Raw genomic sequence first — 22519 nt, forward strand, 5'->3', positions numbered from 1 at the left:
ACAGTGGCCTGCGCCACTGTTTTTTACCATAGACCTATCAGTTTCCACCACAAGCCGCCAATTCCAATCCAAATGATAATATGAATAATTGAAATTAAAAAGCCGAGCGACCACCATTTTTGCTGCGTTACATATCCACTACCGAAGAACACCGGTGCCGGTCCACTGCCGTAGTGAGTTAAACAGCCAAATAAATTGCTGAAGAACGCTAAAATTAATGCTGACAGTAACGGAGGCGCACCAGCGGCCACGATGACAGATAAAAATGCTGCGTACATAGCGCTGACGTGAGCCGTATTACTGGCAAAAAAGTAGTGAGAATAAAAATACGCAATAGCTAGTACAATTAACGCCGTCATCCAAGACATATGACTAACAGTGCCTTTCATCAGATCACTGAACCAAGGAATCATGCCTAGATCATTTAAGAAAGTTGCCATCATAACCAAAACAGCAAACCAGACTAATGTATCCCATGCTCCCTGTTCTTTTTTGATGTCCGACCAGCTTAATACTTGTGTTAAAAGCAGCGTACATAGACCAATAAAAGCAGTTGTTGTTGCATTAATATTTAAATTAGCTCCAAAAATCCAAAGCACAAGAAGAAGTAAAAATACGCCAATCATGTACCATTCTTCCTTCTTTAGTGGCCCCATTTCATTTAATTTTTTCACTGCAATTTCAGATGCTTCCGGTGTTTCTTTTAATTCTGGGGGATACAGCTTATAAATAACAAGCGGAATCACAATTAAACTAATAATTCCAGGTACAATTGCAGCCGCTGCCCAGCCAACCCATGAAATAGTCTTGCCTGTAATTTGTTCCGTCATTTTAACAGCAAGAGGATTGGCCGCCATTGCGGTTACGAACATAGCGGATGTAATCATATCTCCTTGAAACGATACTTTTGTTAAGAAAGCACCGACTCTGCGCTCCGTACCGTCTCCAGTTCTCGATCCGTATGTTTCAGATAAAGAACGAATGATTGGAAGAATAATTCCTCCAGCTCGTGCTGTATTAGACGGCATTGCAGGTGATAAAAGTAAATCACTTACGATAAGAGAATACGATAGTCCCAACGTCTTTTTACCGAACAAACGAACAAAGATATAGGCAACCCTTGTTCCTAGACCAGTCTTAATAAAGCCTCTAGAAATAAAGAATGCAATAACAATTAACCAAATCGTCGTATTTTGAAAACCGCTGAGCGATTGTTCAAGTGTTAATGTATTAGTTAATACAATAATGGTTAAAGATAAAATAGCTACACTGCCTAATGGCAATGGTTTAATGATAAGCCCTACGATAGTAGCCACAAAAATAGCGAATAAGTGCCAAGCCTTTACATCAAGTCCGGACGGAGGTGTAATAAACCATAAAATAAGTCCGATTGCCAGACAAATTAATAAAGGAATAAATTTCACTTCGCCGGCAGGCTTTTTTGTTATTTCAGCCATAATCTTTCTCCTTTCATGTTTTTAAATAATAGTAGTAGTATGCTCTTTCCACTTCGTACCCAATCTTATCCCATTCAAAATAAAACAATTGTAAAAATACGTTTCTTAAGGATGATATTGTAAAATTGTGAAGTGTTGAGCATAATTCCTTTATTATTTTATCATACATATTGACAATATTTATCTTTCACCTTCATTTTATTCCCTTCAAAATAGCTTGTAAGCGTTATTTCATCACAATAAATAAGCTGCATGAGTTCATCATGCAGCCTTGCATTTAGCGATTTACTTTTTGAATAAACACGACTTTGAGATAATCACCTGACTTAAATTCTTTTATTGTTTTAAAATCAGCTGGAAGAGAGAACTGCTCCATCATTTTGTAGCGTTCCCCTTTTTCATCAAAAGCTTTTTCAATAAACGAATGAAATTTTTTCATATCAAAATTACTTGCATTCGTAGATGCTACAATGACACCATTTGGCTTTGTAAGAGCAATGGCTTCTTTTAATAAATCTTTGTAGTCTTTTGCCGCACTAAACGTATGCTTTTTCGATTTAGCAAAGCTCGGCGGATCTAGCACCACAAGATCAAACGTCATGTTCTTCTTAACCGCATATTTAAAATACTTAAAAACATCTTCTACAATAATGTCCTGTGCCTCATGATCAATTCCATTTACACTAAATTGCTCAATTGTTTTTGCCAAGCTGCGATTGGCTAAGTCGACACTTGTTGTTTTCGCAGCTCCTCCAAGAGCGGCCGCCACTGAAAATGCGCCTGTATATGAGAACATATTTAAGACGGTCTTTCCCTTTGCATATTTATCTCGAATCGTTTTACGGACGTCTCGCTGATCTAAAAAGACCCCAACCATCGCTCCGTCATTTAAATAAACAGCAAAACGAATACCATTTTCTTTTACAATTAAAGGGAATTCACCTTTATTTCCTGTGACAAAATCATCTTCTTCAATATACTGCCCTTTTACGTTGAAACGTTTTTTCTGGTATAGCCCTTTAAAGTTAGGCGCAGACTTTAAAGCTTCAATAACGGATTCTTTAAATTGATAAATTCCTTCACTATACCAACTCGTGACGTAATATCCGTCATAATAATCAATGATTAAGCCGCCAATTCCGTCACCTTCACTATTAAATACACGAAAAGCAGTTGTATCTTCAGACGCATAAAAATCGTGACGAGAGGCAATCGCTTGCTGAATTTTCCGTGCAAAAAACGCCGCGTCAATTTGTTCACTTTTCTTCTTCGTCAGAATCCAGCCGTAGCCTTTGTTTTGCTTTCCATAATAGCCTTTGGCTAAAAATTGATTCTTCGGAGTGACTAAGTTAATAATAACGCCTTCTTCTTGCAGTTTATGACCATCAACAAGCGCATCTTTTTCAATGAGTGGATAACCTTTGTTCACTTTTTTAATAAAAGCTTCTTTGGCTATAACTTGTACTTCTTTTCTCATGTATACACCCTATCTATTTAATTTAGTTCATTCTAGTTTTATCCATTTTATAAGAATAATCTACATTTATCTTAACATAGATAACCGTTGATGTTTCCAGTTACAAAATAGAAAAGCAGAGGGTGCTTTGAAGCATCCTCTGCTTGATATGAATGAAAAATGAAATGTATATTTTAAGATAAAAAGTTATGAACACTCTTGTCCCGTATAAGCATCGAACTTAAGCGTCTGCTGCTTGCTTCCGCTCACTATCGTTACTACGTATACAGTTATTGAGTTTTCCGTTGTAAGCTCAATATGCTCTACTTTTCCTTCTTGATGTTTTAAAGCAAGAACTTTTACAGCGTTCTCCGTTAACGGCTGAAGCTTATCTTGTTTTACATATGTGATTTTACCCGAAACCGCATCGATTCTGACTGTGTATTCCGTATTGCCTTTGATTACTTTCACTGTGAAAATTGCTGTGTTTTGATCATATTCTACCATTTTCACCTTACCTGCATATGTAGCCAATGCAAGATCTTTTGCATCTTGTCTCGTTAATAGCTTTACTTCTTGCTGAGAAGTATTAACTACTGTTCCAGTGAAAGCATCTAACGTTACGGTATATTGAGTGCCATCTTTAAGAATCACTGCGATATACTGACTAGTGGCTTCTTTAAACTCTAGACTATATACGTAACCACTATACTGTTTGACAGCTGCTTCTTTTATTTTTTGCTCTGGCATTAGCTGCAGCTCTTTTTTATTTTCATGAATGACTTTCCCCGTTAGACCATCCATGGTTAGCGTATATTCTACTTTGCCATCTACTACAATAACATTATATTCAAGCATTTCTTTGTTAAATATAATAGATTGAATGGCTCCTTTATAGTTCTTAGAAACAGATTCTTTCACTTGATTTTGTGTCCATAGCTTCACTTCTTGCTTCTTTACTACTTTTCCAGTGCTCGCACTTACTTCTACGATTCTTTGCTCCAGGTTATTCGTTACAATGGTAATTACATACACACTTGATTCCTGCTTAAATTCCGTAGATGTGACCGTCCCGTCGCAATCTTGCAAAGCAATACCTTTCGCCTGAGCTTGCGAGATACTCACATGTTCAGTTGTCTCTGCTTTCGCTGTCTTCATTTCTGCAGCGTGACTCGTTGTAATAGAGCTAAATGCAATTGCAGTTCCTAAAGCAGATGTAGACAATACTTTTGCCCATTTAATCATCTTTAAATTTCCTCCTCTTTCACCATTAGACTTTCCGTCCAATTTATGGTGTTTTATCTAGTACGCCGTTCATTATGCAAAAGATTTCTGAGAATAAGACGAATAGAAGCTTAAAGTTAGCTGAAGATATAAGAATAGCTACTATTTTTCAGCTGGCTTTCAGCTATTATTCAGTGCTGTTTCAGATAAAAAAGCATAATAGAAAGTAGAGGAGCAAAGGAGTTTTCACCATGATGGATCAACTAAAAGGAATTAAAGTCTTGCTTATAGATGACGAACCAACTATTTTACAGTTTTTATCTTTAGGTTTAACGAATGAAGGATTTGATATCAAAGCTGCCCAAGACGGAATTGAAGGAATTAATATAGCCAAAGAATTCAAGCCTCATATCGCTATTGTAGATGTTATGCTTCCGGGAATGGATGGATTTGAAGTATGCCGCTTGTTGAAGAAAATGGGGAATATCGCTGTCATCATGCTAACAGCAAAAGATCAAGTAGACGATCGAGTAAAGGGGCTGACCATCGGAGCAGATGATTATATGGTTAAACCTTTTAGTTTTGAAGAACTTCTTGCGCGCATTCAAGCTAGAATCCGCAATCAATTTCCAAACTTATTAGACGAAGTATCAATCGGTCCATTTAAAATTGATGACCGCCGCAAAGAAATTAAATACCTTAATCACATACTTGATTTATCCCCTACTGAATATGCACTCTTAAAATTCTTGGTTATTAATCACGGTCTCGTACTAAGTAAATCCACCATTTTAGATCGAGTGTGGGGGTATGATTTTGGAGGAGAAGAAAACATTGTAGAAGTATACATTCGATCACTGAGAGAAAAATTACAGGACCATAGCCGAACCGTTATTCGAACGCTTCGCGGTGTAGGGTATCGGATTGATATTTCATGAAGTACAAACGGTTCTTTCCACTGAACTCTCTTCGCCTTCAGCTCTTATTCAGAAGTTTGCTTGTTATTTTGAGTTTACTGATACTGATAGGCTTGTTTCAATACGTGTTCATGAAGCAATTTATCTACACAAACAAAATTAGAAGCATCGAGGATCAAATTCACTTGATTCCTGATGATGTCTGGAAGCATGATATTGAAACAAGCCAGAATGTAAAAAAATCAAGACCAATGGTTTATTTCCCGGGTGTTAATATTACCTTTATTAATCAAAAGATTACCTTTCTAAGGTTGGCTAAGGATCCACATCACTCATACTTTCCTAGGCTTTCCGCATCTACATACAAACAAGTAATGAAAAACATCAACCAGCCGGAAAACACGATGAGCATCGTCAAAAAAATCGATGGTCATCAAGAGCAAGTTATTGTTTTAAAACCCATTGTCTTTGATGGAGAAATACAGGGCGTTATCCAAATCAATACTCCAACAGAATCACTGAGAGATTTGTTAATCAGACAAATGATGATCTTTTTAATGCTTTCACTTACTGCAATGACCATTGCTTTTTTTGTTTTTTCTTCTGTTTTAAAACGGACGTTAATCCCTTTATTTACTACTACTAAAAAAGTGGAGCATATAAATGCCGGAAGCTTACATGACCGCTTACCCGTTAATCAAGGGCAAATTGAAATGGACCGTCTTTCTCTTTCTATTAACGAAATGCTTGAGCGTCTTGAAAAAGCATTTAAAGCTGAAACAGAGGCCAAAGAACAAATGCGACGTTTTGTTGCGGACGCTTCTCATGAACTGCGAACGCCGCTTACATCCATTCATGGCTTTTTAGAAGTTTTACTAAGAGGGGCTAGCAGTAATCCTGAACAGTTAAACGACGCATTAAAAAGTATGTATGGGGAGTCTAAAAGGTTGCGCAAACTGATTCAGGATCTTCTGCTTCTTGCTCAGCTTGATCAACTTCCCCCGTTTCAAAAAGAGTGCTGTTTTGTAGATGAATTAATTTTAGATATGAAACCTCAATTAATGCTATTGGCTGGGAACAGAAACGTTTTATTCGACTTCCCAAGCCGTTTACCATCAGAAATTAACAAAGATCAATTTAAACAAGTTATTTTAAACTTATTTTCCAATGCGGTACAGCATACGAACCCAAATACAGGAGTTATTCAAGTGATAGGGAAAACAAATGAGAAAGAACTTTCATTAACAATACTAGATAACGGTCATGGCATTCCTCAAGAGCACCTTCCTCATTTATTTGAACGATTTTACAAAGCTGATGCTTCACGCTCTCGAGCATATGGAGGAGCGGGCTTAGGCTTGGCCATCAGCGCATCTATTATAGAGCTGCACGGGGGAAAAATACGTGTAGAAAGCAAATTGAATGCAGGAACTGCTTTTCAAATCGTATTGCCCTTGACGTAAAAAAGACGATTGCCGTGAAGCAATCGTCTTTTTTATCAAATCAGCATACTTTTCCTGTTTGAGGGCTGATTTTTACAGTATGTTTTATATTGTCTGTTCCTTTGATCACAAACGTGTACGCTTGTTCACTGAATGAAACAGATTGAACCGTTCCTTTGTGCTGTTGAAGAGCAGCTTGTTTAGCTTGTTCTTGCGTAAACTTTACCGCTTCGACTTTGATTACTTTGCCTGTTTCAGCGTTTATTTTCACATGGTGATCTTTGTTATCTTTTCCGTGAATTAAAAATGTGTATACATCATTTGCGTATGAACTAGACTGAATCGTTCCGCTGCAATTTTTTAATGCGATCGTTTGAACCTGTGCTTTTGTAAATGCAGCGCTTTGAATTTGAATCACTTTTCCACTTTTTGCGTTCACTTTCACGTGATGATCGCGGCTATCTTTCCCATGAATTAAGAACGTATACACTCCATCATTGAAGCCTACTGACTTAACTGTTCCTCCACAGTTTTTCAACGCTACTGCTTGTGCCTCACTTCGAGAAAAAGATAGTTTTTCAACCTTTACCACTTTTCCGCTGTGTGCATTTACTTTTACGTGGTGATCTTGATTATCTTGTCCGTGAATTAAAAACGTATAGGCATTATTTTCAAAAGAAACCGATTGAACCGTTCCTCCGCAGTTCTTTAAGGCAATTGCTTTTGCTTGAGCTTGTGTATATGTTGCCGCTTCGGTATGAGCCGACGCTTTTGTTGAAGTAATGTGCTGGCCGTCTGAAGCAAATGCACTTGTCATTGATCCAAGAGCGATAGCTGTTCCAATTGTGGCACCTCCCACGGCTTTTGCTACTACTGCTTTTCCTGCTAATACTTTTCCAATCATGATTATACCTCCGCGTAATTTTCAATGTATTTACAGCTCAAGCTAAAGGTTTTAGCAGCGGTCATTTATCAAAATAGCGCCATTGGAGTAACGTTTTTTTCTGCTAAAATACCTTTCACTGTTGCTGTACGAGCCAAAGCGCTTCTTGTCCTCTTTAGCTATGTGTTTATTGTAAGAGCGGAACATGAATTCACTATGAAGCCCAGCTGAATACTATCTGAATAAATTCTGAAAGATAGCTGAATAACTTCTAGTTAAACTTGTCATCTAAATGTTCAACGTTCTTAACAACAGCTCAACAAATCCAGCGCTTCTCTTTATATTTCCTCAACAATCAAATGATTTAATAAGTATATGAATACGATTTGGAGGTTATCAACCATGAAAAAACGAGTATCCCTTGGACTATCTCTCACTCTCTTAGCTTCTAGCGCCGCTTCTGCTTTTGCAGCAGAGCATCATCCAGTTCAACATCCGAAACAAATAAAAAGCGTCGAGTTTCAGCCAATGAAAGCACCTACGACGATTGAAAATATGATTAAAACGTATACAGAAGCCTCTGTAAAAGTAACGTATAAAGATGGAAGTGTGGAAGAAACACCGCTTAACTATAACCAGCTCTTTCTTTCAAAAGATAAAATTGTCGATAATAAAGGGGAATTAATCGCCGCTGGTACACCAATCGATGCAAACGGCGATCCAATTATTGACCGAAGCGTTCCTGATCAGCCATCACCATACGTATCGGACGCACCGGATTCAAACAGCTTTATCACCATCAACGGTAAGTCTTATATTATTTCACATTATGAATATGAATCTGTTAATAATGCTGGAAAAGAGATTTCCGGTCTTCCTGCTTCCATGACGCTTACACAAGTTGATCGAGATGATAAAACAGGAAAACTAACTGTCAACCATGCTAAAAAAATTGATTTTTCAAATGTAAATGGTTTGTGGACACCATGTAATGGTTCGACAACCGATTGGGGGACTCACCTCGGTTCAGAAGAGTACGAGCCAGATGCACGCGCTTTTGAAGACCCTTCATCTAGCTCTTATAAAGACGTCACAAACTTCGCCAAACTTTATTTCGGTGACACGTCAAAAGCAAATCCTTACTACTACGGCTGGATTCCAGAAATTTCAGTGGATGAAAGCGGCCATGCGTCCGTCGTAAAACATTACAGCACAGGTCGTTTTTCACACGAAATGATGCAGGTACTTCCAGATAATAAAACCGCTCTTTTTGGAGACGATGGGTCTAATACTATGATGTTTATGTATGTAGCAGATAAGGAAAAAGACTTCTCAGCAGGAACGCTTTATGCTGCAAAGTTTAAACAAACGAGCACAAAAAATGGAGGTAAAGGCGACCTTCAGTGGATCAAGCTTGGCCATGCAACAGACAATGAAGTGAAAGCAATTATTGACAAAAGCACAAAATTTAGTGATATTTTTGAAACAGCTGATCAGCCTACAAAAGGATTTAAAGCAGTCAAAACCGCCGCAAGTAAAAAAGTTGAATATTTAAAAGTAAAGCCTGGCATGGAAAAAGCAGCTGCCTTTTTAGAATCACGCAGATACGGTGCGATTTTAGGTGCCACGTCTGAATTTAACAAAATGGAAGGACTAACGGTTAACAAAAAAGATAAAAAAGCGTATATGGCTATTTCTTACCAAAATAGTGCTATGCTAAAAGAGCCTGGTGCGGTACAAGATGATATTCAGCTTCCAAAATTAGAGTCTGGTGTGACCTACCAGCTGAACTTAGGCTCGCATCAAAAAGACCAAGCAAAAGGCAAGATTAACAGCGGCTACGTTCCTGCAAGTATGGAAGGACTGCTGATTGGACAAGACCTAGAAAAAGCAGATGCCTATGGCAATACAGCGGATCCAAATAAAATTGCCAACCCTGATAACCTTACTTATTCAAACGACTTAAATACACTGTTTATCGGAGAAGACAGCTCACTGCATACAAACAACTTCGTATGGGCTTATAATGTGAAAACAAAAAAACTATCACGCATTCTTTCAGTTCCAGTGGGAGCAGAAGCAACAGGACTTCGTGCAGTAGAAAACATTAAAAACTCTCGCTACGTACTAAGCAACTATCAGCACCCAGGCGAGGACATCAGTGACAAAAATATTACCGCTGTTGATAAAGAAGAGTTAGCTAACGCAATGAAAGAAAGCATTGGCATTCAAGAAACAGGTGGTGTCGGATACATTTCTGGACTGCCTTCTAAGGACGGGGCTCCTTACAAAAAGCATTAATACGTAATGAAGCCACGTCTGTTGTGCAGTGACAGACGTGGTTTTTATATAGTAGAAGTTATTGATAAAACCGCTTATCGCAACCATAATTATGGTGAATACTTTATAATATCCTTAAAGAAAGTGCCTAGCCCCAAACGCGTTAGCATATTTATTGGTAAGTATCCGGTATATCCCTTCAGGCTCGCTTATCCCCCACTAATACTAGATATAGAATTCGTTTCAATAAGTATTTCCAGCCAAACAAAATGTCTCGTTCCCTTGCACTTTTCGTTCCATACCATTAAAGTATATATTGGTTGAAGTTTATACTAGCATTCAACCTTATAAAAGAAATTACACTTTTTAATTTTGGGAATATGTTTTCCCTAAAAGAAAGGGTTTAGATATAAGATGAAAGATAATTTTTGGCATGAGTTGCCGCGTCCGTTTTTTATTTTGGCACCGATGGAAGCTGTGACGGATGTCGTTTTTCGCCATGTTGTGACTGAAGCAGCACGACCTGACGTATTTTTTACAGAGTTTACAAACACGGAAAGCTACTGCCATCCGAAAGGAAAAGATAGCGTAAAAGGACGTTTGACGTTTACAGATGATGAACAGCCAATCGTTGCGCATATTTGGGGAGATAAACCTGAATACTTCCGTCAAATGAGTATTGGCATGGCCGAAATGGGCTTTCGCGGCATTGATATTAATATGGGCTGCCCTGTACAGAACGTTGCAGGAAACGGAAAAGGTTCTGGTTTGATTCGCCGTCCAGATACTGCGGCTGAGATTATCCAGGCAGCCAAAGCTGGAGGGCTTCCAGTAAGCGTAAAGACTCGTCTTGGCTATACTCAAGTTGACGAGTGGTATGAATGGCTGAAGCACATTCTCGAACAGGATATCGTGAACCTTTCTATTCACCTTCGTACGAAAAAAGAAATGAGCGATGTTGACGCGCACTGGGAGTTAATTCCGGAGATCAAGAAGCTTCGTGACGAAATTGCGCCTCATACGCTACTAACAATTAACGGTGATATTCCTGACCGCCAAAAAGGTCTTGAGCTTGCGGAGAAGTACGGCGTTGATGGAATCATGATTGGACGCGGAATTTTCCATAATCCGTTTGCGTTTGAAAAAGAAAAGAAAGAGCACACAAGCGAAGAGCTATTAGAACTTCTTCGCCTGCAGCTAGACCTTCATGACAAATATTCTGAAGAACTAGAGCCGCGCCCTTTCAAACCGCTTCGACGCTTTTTCAAAATTTACGTTCGTGGGTTCCGCGGTGCAAGTGAATTAAGAAATCTCCTGATGAGCACGGAAACGACTGATGAAGTGCGTGCGTTACTTGATGAGTTTAAAGACAGAGCTGGAGTGAAAGAAGACGAAGGTTTTTCTGTTTCTTAAATAAGAGCTCGTTTGCTCAAACTCAATTGTTCTTTTTATAGAGGTGTGCTATTTATCCACATATGATAAAAGCAGAGGCAGAAGGTTTCACATTTCCTTCTGCCTCTGCTTTTAATGAAAAAATATCCACACGTTCTATTTATGATACGGTTCATTTCGAATAATACGAAAAGCTCGGTAAATCTGTTCTACTAATACTAGGCGCATAAGCTGATGAGGAAAGGTCATTTTTGAAAAAGAAAGAGCTGCATTTGAACGTTTCATTACTTCGCTGCTTAAGCCAAGCGATCCGCCAATGATAAACGCTACTTTACTTTTTCCGTAAGTAGCTAATGAATCGATTTCTTTTGCCAGTTCCTCGGAAGATTTTTGTTTTCCGTTGATAGCTAATGCGATCACGTGAGTATCATCTGAGATTTTCGCTAAGATGCGCTCTCCTTCTTTTTGTTTCACCTGTTCCATTTCAGATTCACTTAAGTTTTCGGGCGCTTTTTCATCTGCAAGCTCAATAATTTCTACTTTTGCATAGCTTGATAAACGCTTTAAATATTCTTCAATGCCTTGTTTTAAGTATTTTTCTTTTAACTTCCCAATGGTTATAATAGAGATATTCACAGGCTGTTCTCCTCTCCTTTATCTCTTATCCACAGATATTATCCACATATCCACATGTTATATCCACATTTTGTATAAGAATATTAGTTCCCTACTACATATACAGCTTCATTGTCACAATATTCGCAGCCTTTTTTGTCAGTTGAGTTTTCTATTTTTTCAAAAACCGGTGCTAGCTCAATCTCATCTACCATTACATCCAGCGCTAGTTCTGTGTGTTCTAAACAGCAATATATCTTCATGTATTTATCTTCCTTTCTCTATTCTTTTCATTAAAAAACCACAGGAGTTTATCCCCTGTGGATAACTTTTCTTTTACTTCATTTGACGCGTTAATTTTACTTCTGTGGATTTCTTTTTGCCATCACGATAGAACGTTACATTCATTTTATCGCCAATTTCTTTTTCAATGTAGAGGTGTTTGCGAAGTGTCGCAATATCCCTTACTTTGCTGTGATCTAGCTCAACAATCACATCATATTCCTTCAACCCAGCTTTAGCGGCTGGCGAACCTGGTTCGACTTTTAGAACAGCGACTCCGTTTACTACATCATGCGGTAACTTAAGAGTTTCTTTTAAATGATACCCTGATACCTCACTTAATGATAGTGTACTAACTCCAAGATACGGACGTCTGACTTCTCCATATCGTTCTAAGTCATTAATAATGGGCCTAGCCATGTTAATTGGGATCGCAAGACCAATGCCTTCTACTGCTTCTTGGGCAATTTTCATGGAATTAATGCCTATTAATTCACCATCAATGTTAACAAGAGCACCCCCGCTATTACCAGGGTTAATGGCTGCATCTGTTTGAATGACTTCTGATTGCCAATCAGGATTTCCATCGCCATTCAAATCTTGAGGAATGACACGATTAACTCCTGAGACAACTCCTTGTGTAACGGATCCAGAAAATTGAAGGCCTAGCGGGTTTCCGATAGCAATCACTGGTTCACCAGCTTTAAGCTTATCAGAATTTCCGAAGGTAGCCACTTTTGTCACGTGACCTGCATCAATTTCAAGAACTGCTAAGTCCATTAAATCATCACTGCCAAGAATTTTAGCTGATACCCTTGTACCGTTACTGAAGCTCACTTCAATTTCGTTAGCGCCTTTAATGACATGATAGTTTGTCACAATATAAGCTTTATTGCCCTGCTTTTTGTAAATAACACCTGAGCCCGTCCCAGCATCAGTTCGTTCATCATTCCAAAAGCTTTCAGAGTTCTGAATGTTTACAACTCCTACAACTGCTGCATTGGCTTCAGAAACAGCTTTTGTGACGGCCGTAGTGACGTCAAGAGATACTGACTTTTGAATGGTAGATCCTGTTTGTTCATCTCTATTTTCATCCGTCATCCATCCATCTGGCAAAATCCCGTTCCTCACCAAGGCTGGCATAAGAAGCAGTACAATAAGTGCACCTATAATAGCTCCAATGAGAGCAGAAGCGAAATATCCTCTGCGGCGTTTAGGCGGCCGACTATTCGGCTCTTGGCCTTCATCATAATGTTCCACACTATCACCGAACCCTTCATTTATCATCGTGAATGTCTGCATTCACGTACTAAATGAAGTTATTTTTCGCTTCCTTTCTAGAGACTATACATAAACAATATCAGTTGGTCTTTTTGGATCAGTATCACATAGGAGAATATTGTCCTCTACATTGATGTCTTTTTGTTGTAACACTTGTGCAACCGACATGCGGGCAATTTCCTTCATGTTATTGTCTTGACTCAAATGCGCCAAGTAAATGCGTTTGGTTTGATCTCCAATCACATCTGCCATTGCAAGCGCCGCGTCTTCATTTGATACGTGTCCCACGTCGCTTAGAATTCGTCTTTTAATGCTCCAAGGGTAGCGCCCCATTCTCAGCATTTCAACATCATGATTGCTTTCAAATACGTACATATCGCTATTTTTAATCGTACCTTTCATGCGATCACTTACATAGCCGGTATCCGTAATAAGGGTTAATTTTTTAGACCCTTGATGAAAGACATAAAACATAGGCTCTGCAGCATCATGCGAAACGCCAAAAGACTCCACTTCCAATTGACCAAACGATTTCGTTTGGCCAATTTCAAAGTGAAACTTCTGTTCCGTATCAATGTTGCCGATCAAGCCATCCATTGCGTTCCACGTTTTTTCATTTGCGAAAATAGGGAGCTTATATTTACGTGCCAGAACACCTAGTCCTTTAATATGGTCACTATGTTCGTGAGTCACTAAAATTCCTGATAAATCCGGGATATTGCGATTTACTTGTTGAAAGAGAGCTTCCATTTGCTTTCCGCTCAGCCCTGCATCAACTAGTAAGGAATGTTCTCCATCACTTACTAAAATCGCATTTCCTGTGCTCCCACTCGCTAGCACGCTGAAATGCAGGCTCATTTATCTCACTCCAAATACTTATTTATTTCCTTTTTTAATAATCTGCCCTTCAAAGGCATTTACAAAATAACTTGTATCTCCATTTACAACGATGTGCCAAGTTGGTGCTAAAACTTGAGAATTTAGTAACGGCAGATCAAACGTATAGTACCCAAACTCTACTTTTGTTACAGAATCTTTCTTTTTCAATTCACCCTTCAAAAACAAATTTTCCAATGCTTTTAAAGGCGTTAAAACATCCTGCTCATCATCCAACGTTTTCACAGAACCTAGCATCGTTTGTTCATATGAAACAATTTCGCCTTTATCATTTAAATGAGCAATGATCATGCCATTTTCATTGTCATAGATTTTATGCTTCTTATATTGTTGAAAGAATGTAACTGTGTTTTTCTCCTTGTTAACATTCCATAGCTCATAATCCTTACCCGAGAGCACATACCGTTTTAGAAATTGACTTAGCTTTGCTTCGGGGCTTTTCTCAGGCACTGAAAAAGGTTTGTCTAATACGCTTCGAATTGTTTTTTCCTCAAGCAGCGCTGCTTTTTGTTCTTTAAGCTTTTTTAAATCTTCATCTTTAAACAGTTTGCTTTTAGCATTTAACGACGAAGCTTCCTTCACATCTTTAGCTAAATGTTTGTATTCAATGCCTTCACTCGTTAATTGTTCTTCAACGCTCGACTCTACAAATAGAGAGTACTGATCTTCTTGATGGGTTTTAAAAATCTGATAGCCTAAGTAGATATTAAGAATCAAGAAAGTGAAAATAAAGATGGTTTTTGTTCTATTCCAATCCATCGTTATCGCCTCCTTCGGTCGGCGGTGCAATTCGATACCATTTGCTATTATAATAATAGAACCAAGAAGGAACGAGTTTGACAGAATTAGAATTAAATTCAACCGTCTTTTCACCGGTTTTCGGCTGCTGTGAGACTTCTTCTAGCTGATAGCCTATTGAAATATCTTTTAACAGATTCGGGTCAAAATTTTGATGTTTTTCAATTAATTGAATCACCTTTTGAGATGACTGCAGCTTTTCTACACTGGAGTCCTGTACTCTTACAAAACGATAAAGAGGACGACGGTAATTTAAAATCTCCGCATTTCCCCATCTCTGATATATTTCAGTCATTCCCTGATTGCTGTACACGGGATAGTTATCTTTATAATAACGATAGCTAATTTCTTTTGTAATGCGATTCCAGCTGTTGAATCTGTAATTAGATTCTGTCCAGCCGCCATGGTCATTAACGAAGCTAAAGCTGCGATTTATCAAATTATAATCTTCCATTACCTCGGTCGTGGAATTTACAAGATTCACATATTCCATCACATCTGTCTTCGTATTGACATTAATCACTTTTGTACCTTCGGTGTAGACATCCCGGTTTGTAGACGTTTCTTTCCGTGCATAGTCTGGGTTGTTAAAAAGCGCTTCTTTATATTTTTCAATATCTAAATGCCTCATGCTCGTATAGTAGACTTCACTATTCATCGTAATATTATTTTCCGGAAGGAAGATATACCGATTTTTGTTTTCTTTATATACAAGACTCGGGGCATACGTACGCTTCATTTTATCTTCTAATTCTTTGATATCATCTTTGGCCAAATTCTTGACTGTAACCGAATAAATCTTTTTTTGCTCATAATTCACAAGATACACGCTCACGAAAAAGGAAGGTGTACGCTTAATTTTAATGAGTACACGGTCAAATGTTTGATTAGGCAAAGAAGTTTGAGAAAATGAAAAAAGCTGTTGAAATGTTTTTAATGGTAGCGCATCTGGATACAACACTTCAATAGAATTACTTCCATGGACATAATTTAAAAATCCATCAGGAGAAATAGCATCCGAAACGTCCGTCACATTCGAAAACTTCCACTTTTTCATTTCATTTACCCATTTGTTTACATCATCTTCGTCGTGAGACATGTAGTGATTATCGTTTCGATGATAGAGAACTTCTGTTGGAAGAATATGATCTTCTATTTTACTTTTTGAACTCACTTCAACTTCCTGCAAATGTTGATTTTTTGAAATGACCTTATAAGAAGGCTGATACGTCCATATATGATACGTCATAATTAAACTGGAAGCGACGAGAACAACTAAGATGGCCGTTTTGATATGTTCATATCTCATTCCCATTCGTCATCATTCTCACTTTCAATCGGAAGAGTAAAGTAAATCGTTGTTCCTTTTCCTTCCTGACTATCTGCCCAAATGCGTCCATCATGTGCTTCAATAATTTCCTTGGCAATAGCAAGCCCTAATCCTGTTCCGCCTAATTTACGCGTTCGTGCTTTATCTACACGATAGAAGCGTTCAAAAATTTTAGCTAAATTTGATTTTGGAATTCCCATACCTTGGTCTTTAATGCTCACAACAATTTCATGCGTATGCTGAGCAATTGAAAATGTAATGGTTCCGCCTTCAGGTGAATATTTTATTGCATTGGAAATAATGTTATCTAATACTTGTGTAATTTTATCTTGATCGATAGCGACATAGATTGCTTCATTTGGTAAGTCGCGCACGAACGAAATACCTTGTTCAATTGTCATTTCAAAGCGATCAATAATGTAATGATAGAACTTCACAAAATTGATTGGGTCACGACTAAATCGGTAATCTTGGCTATCTAGCTTAGATAATTGAAGCAAGTCGTTAACGAGACGAATCATTCGCTCTGTTTCCGTTTGCGTTACATTTAAAAATGTTGGAGCTAAGTCCTTATCTTGCCAAGCTCCGTCTGCAAGCGCATCTAAATAACTGCGCATTGTTGTTAACGGCGTACGCAATTCATGTGAAACATTCGCTACAAATTCTCGGCGATCTTGATCAATTTTCTCCTGCTCTGTAATGTCATGCAAGACAATGATAATCCCGTTAATAAAACCGGTCTCTTTTTGAATAGCGGAAATGGTAGCTCGTAAAATAAAAGGATCCGATTTTGTACTAAAGTCCAAAATTAATGACTCTTGATTAGCGAGCAAGCTTTCAAACGTATGCGTTTCTTCAAGATCTAATAGGGAAACAACTGGGTCAGACAAAACCGTTTCACGTGAAACATTTAGCATAGCTGCGGCTGGATCATTAATTAAAATTACTCTTCCCTTTCGATCCGTCGCAATAACGCCGTCCGTCATATGAGCTAATACCGAACTAAGCTTACGGCGCTCCCCTTCTGTCGTTGCCTGTGCTTCTTGAAGCTTTCTTGTTAAGTTGTTGAATGTGAGAGCTAGCTGACCAATTTCATCATACCCGTATACCTTAGCTTTTCTCGTGAAGTTCCCTTTGGCCATCTCAAGTGCTTGTTTTCTCATTTCAGACATTGGACGAGTAATTGTCTGAGCTAAAAACACGCCTAAAATAGCTGTGATAAAAAGAGCAATCACCGTACCTGCCTTAAAGATCTGATTGATATTACTCATTTGATCGTAAACAGGCTCCATGGAAGCTGTTAAGTAAATAGCACCTAAGATTTCTTCGCTAGACTGAACTTTTCCATTTTTATTAGCGGAATTTGATTGACTGGCACCTACTTTATCCTGTAAACGAATAGGCTGTATCATAACTCTGATTCGCTGTCCGCTTTGATCAACAAATACATTATCAGAGTTCGTTCCTGCTAACAACGCATTTGTAATCGCTAAATCATTAGTCTTTTTACCTATAATCTGTTGAGGATTTGAGTTCGATGTAGCAATGATTCTTCTATTTTGGTCAATGACTCTTACTTCAGAGATGTCATTCATATCATTTGAAGCTAAATTGGGTCTTGAAGCAAAATCTCGTAAAATAGTCTTTAAGTCTTCCTCAAGAGTGGGTGAATCATCATCACGATTTTTCACCATTTCTTGTCCAATATTATACGTCAGCAAGTCCGTCCGCTCTTGAAGAGACGTTCGAAAGTTGTTAACTAATTCCTTTTCTAATTGTCGTGCAAAATAGACCCCAATAATTTGCATTGCAATTAAAATGAGCAGCACATAAATCAATACAAACTTTAAATGAATAGATTGCAGGAGCCTTACTTTCTTCATCTAAAATTACTCCTGCTCTGGGCTGCGTAAATAATAGCCTACTCCACGTCTTGTTACAATCCACATTGGATGGCTTGGATTATCTTCAATTTTTTCACGTAATCTTCGAACTGTTACATCTACCGTACGCACATCACCAAAATAGTCATAGCCCCATACGGTTTGAAGCAAGTGTTCACGCGTCATGACTTGTCCAATGTGCTTCGCTAAATAATGCAGCAGCTCAAATTCACGATGAGTCAGTTCAATCGTTTCTCCGCGCTTAGACACGATATAAGCATCTGGGTGAATAACAAGTGCTCCAATCGTAATTTCATTCGTTTCACTTTCTTCTGTTGGAACAGCTACCTGCTGATGTCTACGTAAATTAGCTTTTACACGTGCTAATAATTCACGCGTACTGAACGGCTTAGTTACATAATCATCTGCACCTAATTCTAGACCTAAAACTTTGTCAATTTCAGAGTCTTTTGCTGTTAACATGATAATTGGCATATCATATTTTTTACGCACTTCTCGGCAAACTTCCATTCCATCTTTCTGAGGAAGCATAATATCTAATAAAATCATTTCAGGCTGTACTTCTTCCACTTTTTCAAGTGCTTCTACGCCATCATAAGCACAAAATACTTCGTAACCTTCTTTTTGCAAATTAAACTTTAAAATATCTGCAATCGGCTTTTCGTCATCTACGACTAAAATACGTTTATCCATGATCATCGTTCTCCTTTATTAGTTGAAGCAAAATATAAAAGATAGTATTCATACTGTTTGAATACCGTAGTTTTATTATACTTGATAACCCTTGAAACGTCACAAGTTCATCCTCTACTATACATGAAGATATATGATTTTCAACCATCTCTAAATACAAAAGTAATATATTACCACAAAAGAGATACAAAGCAAATAACGTTTTCTTTTAAATGTAAATAAAAGAAAAAAGCATGACTTTAAATAAAGTCATGCTTTTTGATGGCTCGGGACGGAATCGAACCGCCGACACAAGGATTTTCAGTCCTTTGCTCTACCAACTGAGCTACCGAGCCAAAATGGCGGTCCCGACGGGAATCGAACCCGCGATCTCCTGCGTGACAGGCAGGCATGTTAACCGCTACACCACGGGACCTCAGTTTATATGCTATGTATTAAAATTATTAAAAATGACCCGTACGGGATTCGAACCCGTGTTACCGCCGTGAAAGGGCGGTGTCTTAACCGCTTGACCAACGGGCCACGTTGTAACAAAAGTGAGCCATGAAGGACTCGAACCTTCGACCCTCTGATTAAAAGTCAGATGCTCTACCAACTGAGCTAATGGCTCATATTATATCTCTTAGCGACGCTTATTATAATAACACGATATTTTATATAAATGCAATAGTTTTTTAAAACTTTATTTTTATTATTGAGCTTTTTTTAAAAATCTTGTTAACAAACCACCAATTATATATAAAAAAGGTTAGCTCACGAGGAGCTAACCTTTTTTTATTTAGCTATATACACCACGTAATACATTTGTTTGTGTACGATCTGGACCTACAGAGAAAATAGATAAAGGAATACCTGTTAATTGAGACACGCGCTCTAAGTAGTGGCGAGCGTTATCAGGTAACTCATCTAATGTTTTCACACCCGTAATATCTTCTGTCCAACCTGGAAGCTCTTCATATACAGGTTCGCATTCTGCAAGTGTTTTTAAGCTAGCAGGGAATTCTTCCATAACTTCCCCTTTGTAACGGTAAGCTACACAAATCTTTAATGTCTCAATTCCCGTTAATACATCAATCGAGTTTAAAGATAAATCTGTGATTCCGCTAACTCGACGAGCATGACGTACAACTACACTATCGAACCAACCTACACGGCGAGGACGACCAGTTGTTGTACCATATTCACGTCCTACTTCACGGATTTGATCACCGATTTCGTTTGTTAATTCAGTTGGGAAAGGACCGTCACCAACACGAGTTGTATACGCTTTTGATACGCCTACCACGTGTTTGATTTTAGATGGACCTACACCAGAACCAATCGTTACTCCACCAGCTACTGGGTTCGAAGATGTAACAAATGGATATGTTCCTTGATCGATATCTAACATAACACCTTGTGCGCCTTCAAATAGTACACGACGTCCTTCGTCTAACGCATCATTTAATACTACTGATGTATCAACAACATATTTTGCAACTTGTTGACCATACTCATAGTACTCATCTAAAATTTCTTCTAATGTAAAGCCTTCTACTTCATACATTTTTTCAAGAAGGCGATTCTTTTCAGCTAAGTTTTGTGTTAATTTTGCTTCAAATACTTCACGGTCTAGTAAATCGGCAATTCGAATACCAACACGTGCTGCTTTATCCATATAAGCTGGTCCAATACCTTTTTTCGTTGTACCAATCTTATTTTCACCTTTACGTTCTTCTTCAACTTCATCTAATTTTAAATGATATGGAAGAATCACATGAGCTCGGTTACTAATACGTAAGTTTTCTGTTGTTACACCGCGATCATGTAAGTATTTTAATTCTTGAACAAGCGCTTTTGGATCGACAACCATACCGTTTCCAATTACACACGTTTTGTCATTATAAAAAATACCTGAAGGAATTAAATGTAACTTATAAGTTTCACCATTAAACTTAATTGTGTGACCTGCATTGTTCCCACCTTGGTAACGTGCAATCACTTCTGCATTTTCTGATAGGAAGTCTGTAATCTTCCCTTTTCCTTCATCTCCCCATTGTGTTCCTACTACAACGACTGAAGACATATCTTAAGCACCTCCGCTTAGTAAGCAACAGCTCACTACGACATAATTTAACCATGGATAAGTGTATCAATTTATCACGCTAAAGTCAATTAAATCCGAACAATTTAACAAAAGTTATTACAAATATATCGTATTTTGCGGAACGAATGCGATAACAATAAAATAAAACCTCTCATATTGAGAGGTTTTATGCACCAGGCGGCACTCCTGCGTCATCAAAGCGCCGCTCGAGATTAACGAATTTATTGTACTCTTTTACGAAGGCAAGCTGTACGGTTCCAACGGGACCGTTACGCTGCTTAGCTATAATAATCTCGATAATATTTTGATTTTCTGTATCTTTTTCATAATAGTCTTCACGATATAAGAAAGCTACGATATCGGCATCCTGCTCAATACTTCCGGATTCACGGATATCAGACATCATCGGTCGCTTATCTTGTCTCTGCTCTACTCCACGAGAAAGCTGTGATAAGGCGATAACAGGAACTTCTAATTCACGGGCTAAACCTTTTAACGCACGCGAAATTTCAGATACTTCCTGCTGTCTGTTTTCTCCGCTTCGTCCATTTCCTTGAATGAGCTGTAAGTAGTCAATTAAAATCATCCCAAGCCCGCCTTCTTGCTTCAGGCGACGACACTTAGAACGAATTTCACCTACTCGAATACCCGGTGTATCATCAATATAAATCCCTGCATTGGACAAAGATCCCATTGCCATCGTGAGCTTTCCCCAGTCATCAGCTGTAAGCGAGCCTGTACGCAACCTTTGTGCATCAATATTTCCTTCGGCACACAGCATCCTCATAACAAGCTGCTGAGCACCCATCTCTAAACTGAAGATTGCTACGTTCTCATCCGTTTTCGTTGCAACGTTTTGCGCAATATTTAAGGCAAAAGCCGTTTTACCTACCGATGGACGGGCCGCTACAATGATTAAATCATTTCGCTGGAACCCTGCTGTCATTCTATCTAAGTCACTAAACCCGGTTGGGATACCTGTAATGTCACCTTTTCGATTGTGAAGAACTTCGATATCATCGTACGTTTGTACAAGTACATCTTTGATATTTTGAAACACACCGCTGTTTTTACGCTGTGCTACTTCTAAAATATTTTTTTCCGCTTCATTTAATAAAACTTCTACTTCGTCTTCCCTTGCATATCCTTCTGAAGCAATATGCGTTGCAGTACGAATTAGACGGCGTAAAATCGACTTTTCTTCTACGATTTTACCGTAATACTCTACGTTTGCAGCCGTTGGAACAGAGTTAGCTAAATCACTTAAATACGATACGCCGCCAACTTCTTCTAAGATTTTTTGATCAGCTAATTCAGACGTTACCGTTACCAAATCAACCGGTTCACCTTGGTCAGAAAGTTTCAGCATACATGTAAAGATTTTCTGGTGCGATGCCCGGTAAAAATCTTCAGGTATTAGCAGCTCAGATGCTAAGGTTAAAGAAGAAGGCTCTAAGAAAATGGCCCCTAATAGCGCTTGCTCTGCTTCAATATTCTGAGGCGGAAGACGATCAGCAAAAAGATCACTCATATTTCTATGCCCCTCTTATATTCTTTCGTATTTTCTTTCATCATAAATGTT

18 protein-coding genes and 4 tRNA genes are annotated in these 22519 nt (G+C 38.3%); 4 read left to right on the top strand and 18 right to left on the bottom strand.

What is annotated here, in order from left to right; translation table 11 throughout:
• Nucleotides 1-23: 23 nt before the first annotated feature.
• From N178_RS18115 to N178_RS18125, 3 genes are all read right to left on the bottom strand, one after another.
• Nucleotides 24-1457, bottom strand: coding sequence for an anion permease (locus N178_RS18115; protein ID WP_045293908.1), 1434 nt, complete (start codon nt 1455-1457; stop codon nt 24-26).
• A gap of 277 nt (nt 1458-1734) precedes the next feature.
• A complete protein-coding gene (locus tag N178_RS18120; protein ID WP_045293909.1) occupies nt 1735-2934 on the bottom strand; it encodes a class I SAM-dependent rRNA methyltransferase in 1200 nt (399 codons plus the stop codon).
• Nucleotides 2935-3120: 186 nt separating this feature from the next.
• Nucleotides 3121-4158, bottom strand: coding sequence for a PepSY domain-containing protein (locus N178_RS18125; protein ID WP_045293910.1), 1038 nt, complete (start codon nt 4156-4158; stop codon nt 3121-3123).
• 233 nt (nt 4159-4391) lie between these two features.
• On the opposite strand from N178_RS18125, the gene N178_RS18130 reads away from it, so the two are divergent.
• Complete coding sequence (locus N178_RS18130) at nt 4392-5075, top strand: response regulator transcription factor (RefSeq protein ID WP_045293923.1); 684 nt, start codon at nt 4392-4394, stop codon at nt 5073-5075.
• Nucleotides 5072-6517: a sensor histidine kinase gene (locus tag N178_RS18135; RefSeq protein ID WP_045293911.1), complete on the top strand. Its 1446-nt coding sequence runs from the start codon at nt 5072-5074 to the stop codon at nt 6515-6517. Before N178_RS18130 ends, N178_RS18135 begins: the two co-directional genes overlap by 4 nt.
• Nucleotides 6518-6557: 40 nt before the next feature.
• Here N178_RS18135 and N178_RS18140 read toward each other — a convergent pair whose 3' ends face one another.
• Nucleotides 6558-7400 carry a PepSY domain-containing protein gene (locus N178_RS18140; protein WP_045293912.1) on the bottom strand — a complete coding sequence of 281 codons (843 nt, stop codon included), beginning with the start codon at nt 7398-7400 and terminating at the stop codon, nt 6558-6560.
• Nucleotides 7401-7781: 381 nt separating this feature from the next.
• Between N178_RS18140 and N178_RS18145 the strand changes: the two genes are divergently transcribed.
• A complete protein-coding gene (locus N178_RS18145; RefSeq protein ID WP_045293913.1) occupies nt 7782-9680 on the top strand; it encodes a PhoX family protein in 1899 nt (632 codons plus the stop codon).
• Nucleotides 9681-10073: 393 nt separating this feature from the next.
• Nucleotides 10074-11072: a tRNA dihydrouridine synthase gene (locus N178_RS18150; RefSeq protein ID WP_028411924.1), complete on the top strand. Its 999-nt coding sequence runs from the start codon at nt 10074-10076 to the stop codon at nt 11070-11072.
• A 135-nt stretch (nt 11073-11207) separates the two neighbouring features.
• On the opposite strand, the gene rlmH is transcribed toward N178_RS18150, so the two are convergent.
• The 14 genes from rlmH to dnaB all read right to left on the bottom strand — a co-directional run bounded on the left by rlmH (nt 11208) and on the right by dnaB (nt 22468).
• A complete protein-coding gene (gene rlmH / locus N178_RS18155) occupies nt 11208-11687 on the bottom strand; it encodes a 23S rRNA (pseudouridine(1915)-N(3))-methyltransferase RlmH (protein ID WP_045293914.1) in 480 nt (159 codons plus the stop codon).
• Between the two features lie 83 nt (nt 11688-11770).
• Complete coding sequence (locus N178_RS26115; RefSeq protein ID WP_080890215.1) at nt 11771-11929, bottom strand: CxxH/CxxC protein; 159 nt, start codon at nt 11927-11929, stop codon at nt 11771-11773.
• A gap of 73 nt (nt 11930-12002) precedes the next feature.
• A complete protein-coding gene (locus tag N178_RS18160) occupies nt 12003-13235 on the bottom strand; it encodes a S1C family serine protease (RefSeq protein ID WP_013059902.1) in 1233 nt (410 codons plus the stop codon).
• 57 nt (nt 13236-13292) lie between these two features.
• Nucleotides 13293-14087, bottom strand: a complete 795-nt coding sequence (locus tag N178_RS18165) for an MBL fold metallo-hydrolase (RefSeq protein ID WP_014457688.1) — start codon at nt 14085-14087, stop codon at nt 13293-13295.
• Nucleotides 14088-14105: 18 nt separating this feature from the next.
• Nucleotides 14106-14885, bottom strand: coding sequence for a two-component system regulatory protein YycI (locus N178_RS18170; protein WP_045293915.1), 780 nt, complete (start codon nt 14883-14885; stop codon nt 14106-14108).
• Nucleotides 14872-16239, bottom strand: coding sequence for a YycH family regulatory protein (locus tag N178_RS18175; RefSeq protein WP_028411920.1), 1368 nt, complete (start codon nt 16237-16239; stop codon nt 14872-14874). The genes N178_RS18170 and N178_RS18175 overlap by 14 nt, the downstream gene beginning before the upstream one ends.
• Nucleotides 16230-18137, bottom strand: coding sequence for a cell wall metabolism sensor histidine kinase WalK (walK, locus tag N178_RS18180; protein WP_045293916.1), 1908 nt, complete (start codon nt 18135-18137; stop codon nt 16230-16232). The genes N178_RS18175 and walK overlap by 10 nt, the downstream gene beginning before the upstream one ends.
• A 6-nt stretch (nt 18138-18143) precedes the next feature.
• Nucleotides 18144-18851: a response regulator YycF gene (yycF, locus tag N178_RS18185; RefSeq protein WP_013085552.1), complete on the bottom strand. Its 708-nt coding sequence runs from the start codon at nt 18849-18851 to the stop codon at nt 18144-18146.
• 262 nt (nt 18852-19113) lie between these two features.
• Nucleotides 19114-19186 (bottom strand) — tRNA-Phe (locus N178_RS18190).
• Between the two features lie 4 nt (nt 19187-19190).
• Nucleotides 19191-19266 (bottom strand) — tRNA-Asp (locus tag N178_RS18195).
• 35 nt (nt 19267-19301) lie between these two features.
• A tRNA-Glu gene (locus N178_RS18200) sits at nt 19302-19373 on the bottom strand.
• Nucleotides 19374-19388: 15 nt separating this feature from the next.
• A tRNA-Lys gene (locus N178_RS18205) sits at nt 19389-19461 on the bottom strand.
• Nucleotides 19462-19629: 168 nt separating this feature from the next.
• Complete coding sequence (locus N178_RS18210) at nt 19630-20916, bottom strand: adenylosuccinate synthase (RefSeq protein WP_013085553.1); 1287 nt, start codon at nt 20914-20916, stop codon at nt 19630-19632.
• 187 nt (nt 20917-21103) lie between these two features.
• Nucleotides 21104-22468, bottom strand: a complete 1365-nt coding sequence (dnaB, locus tag N178_RS18215) for a replicative DNA helicase (protein WP_045293917.1) — start codon at nt 22466-22468, stop codon at nt 21104-21106.
• Nucleotides 22469-22519 lie beyond the last annotated feature (51 nt).

The organism is Priestia aryabhattai B8W22 (assembly GCF_000956595.1).
Lineage (GTDB): Bacteria > Bacillota > Bacilli > Bacillales > Bacillaceae_H > Priestia > Priestia aryabhattai.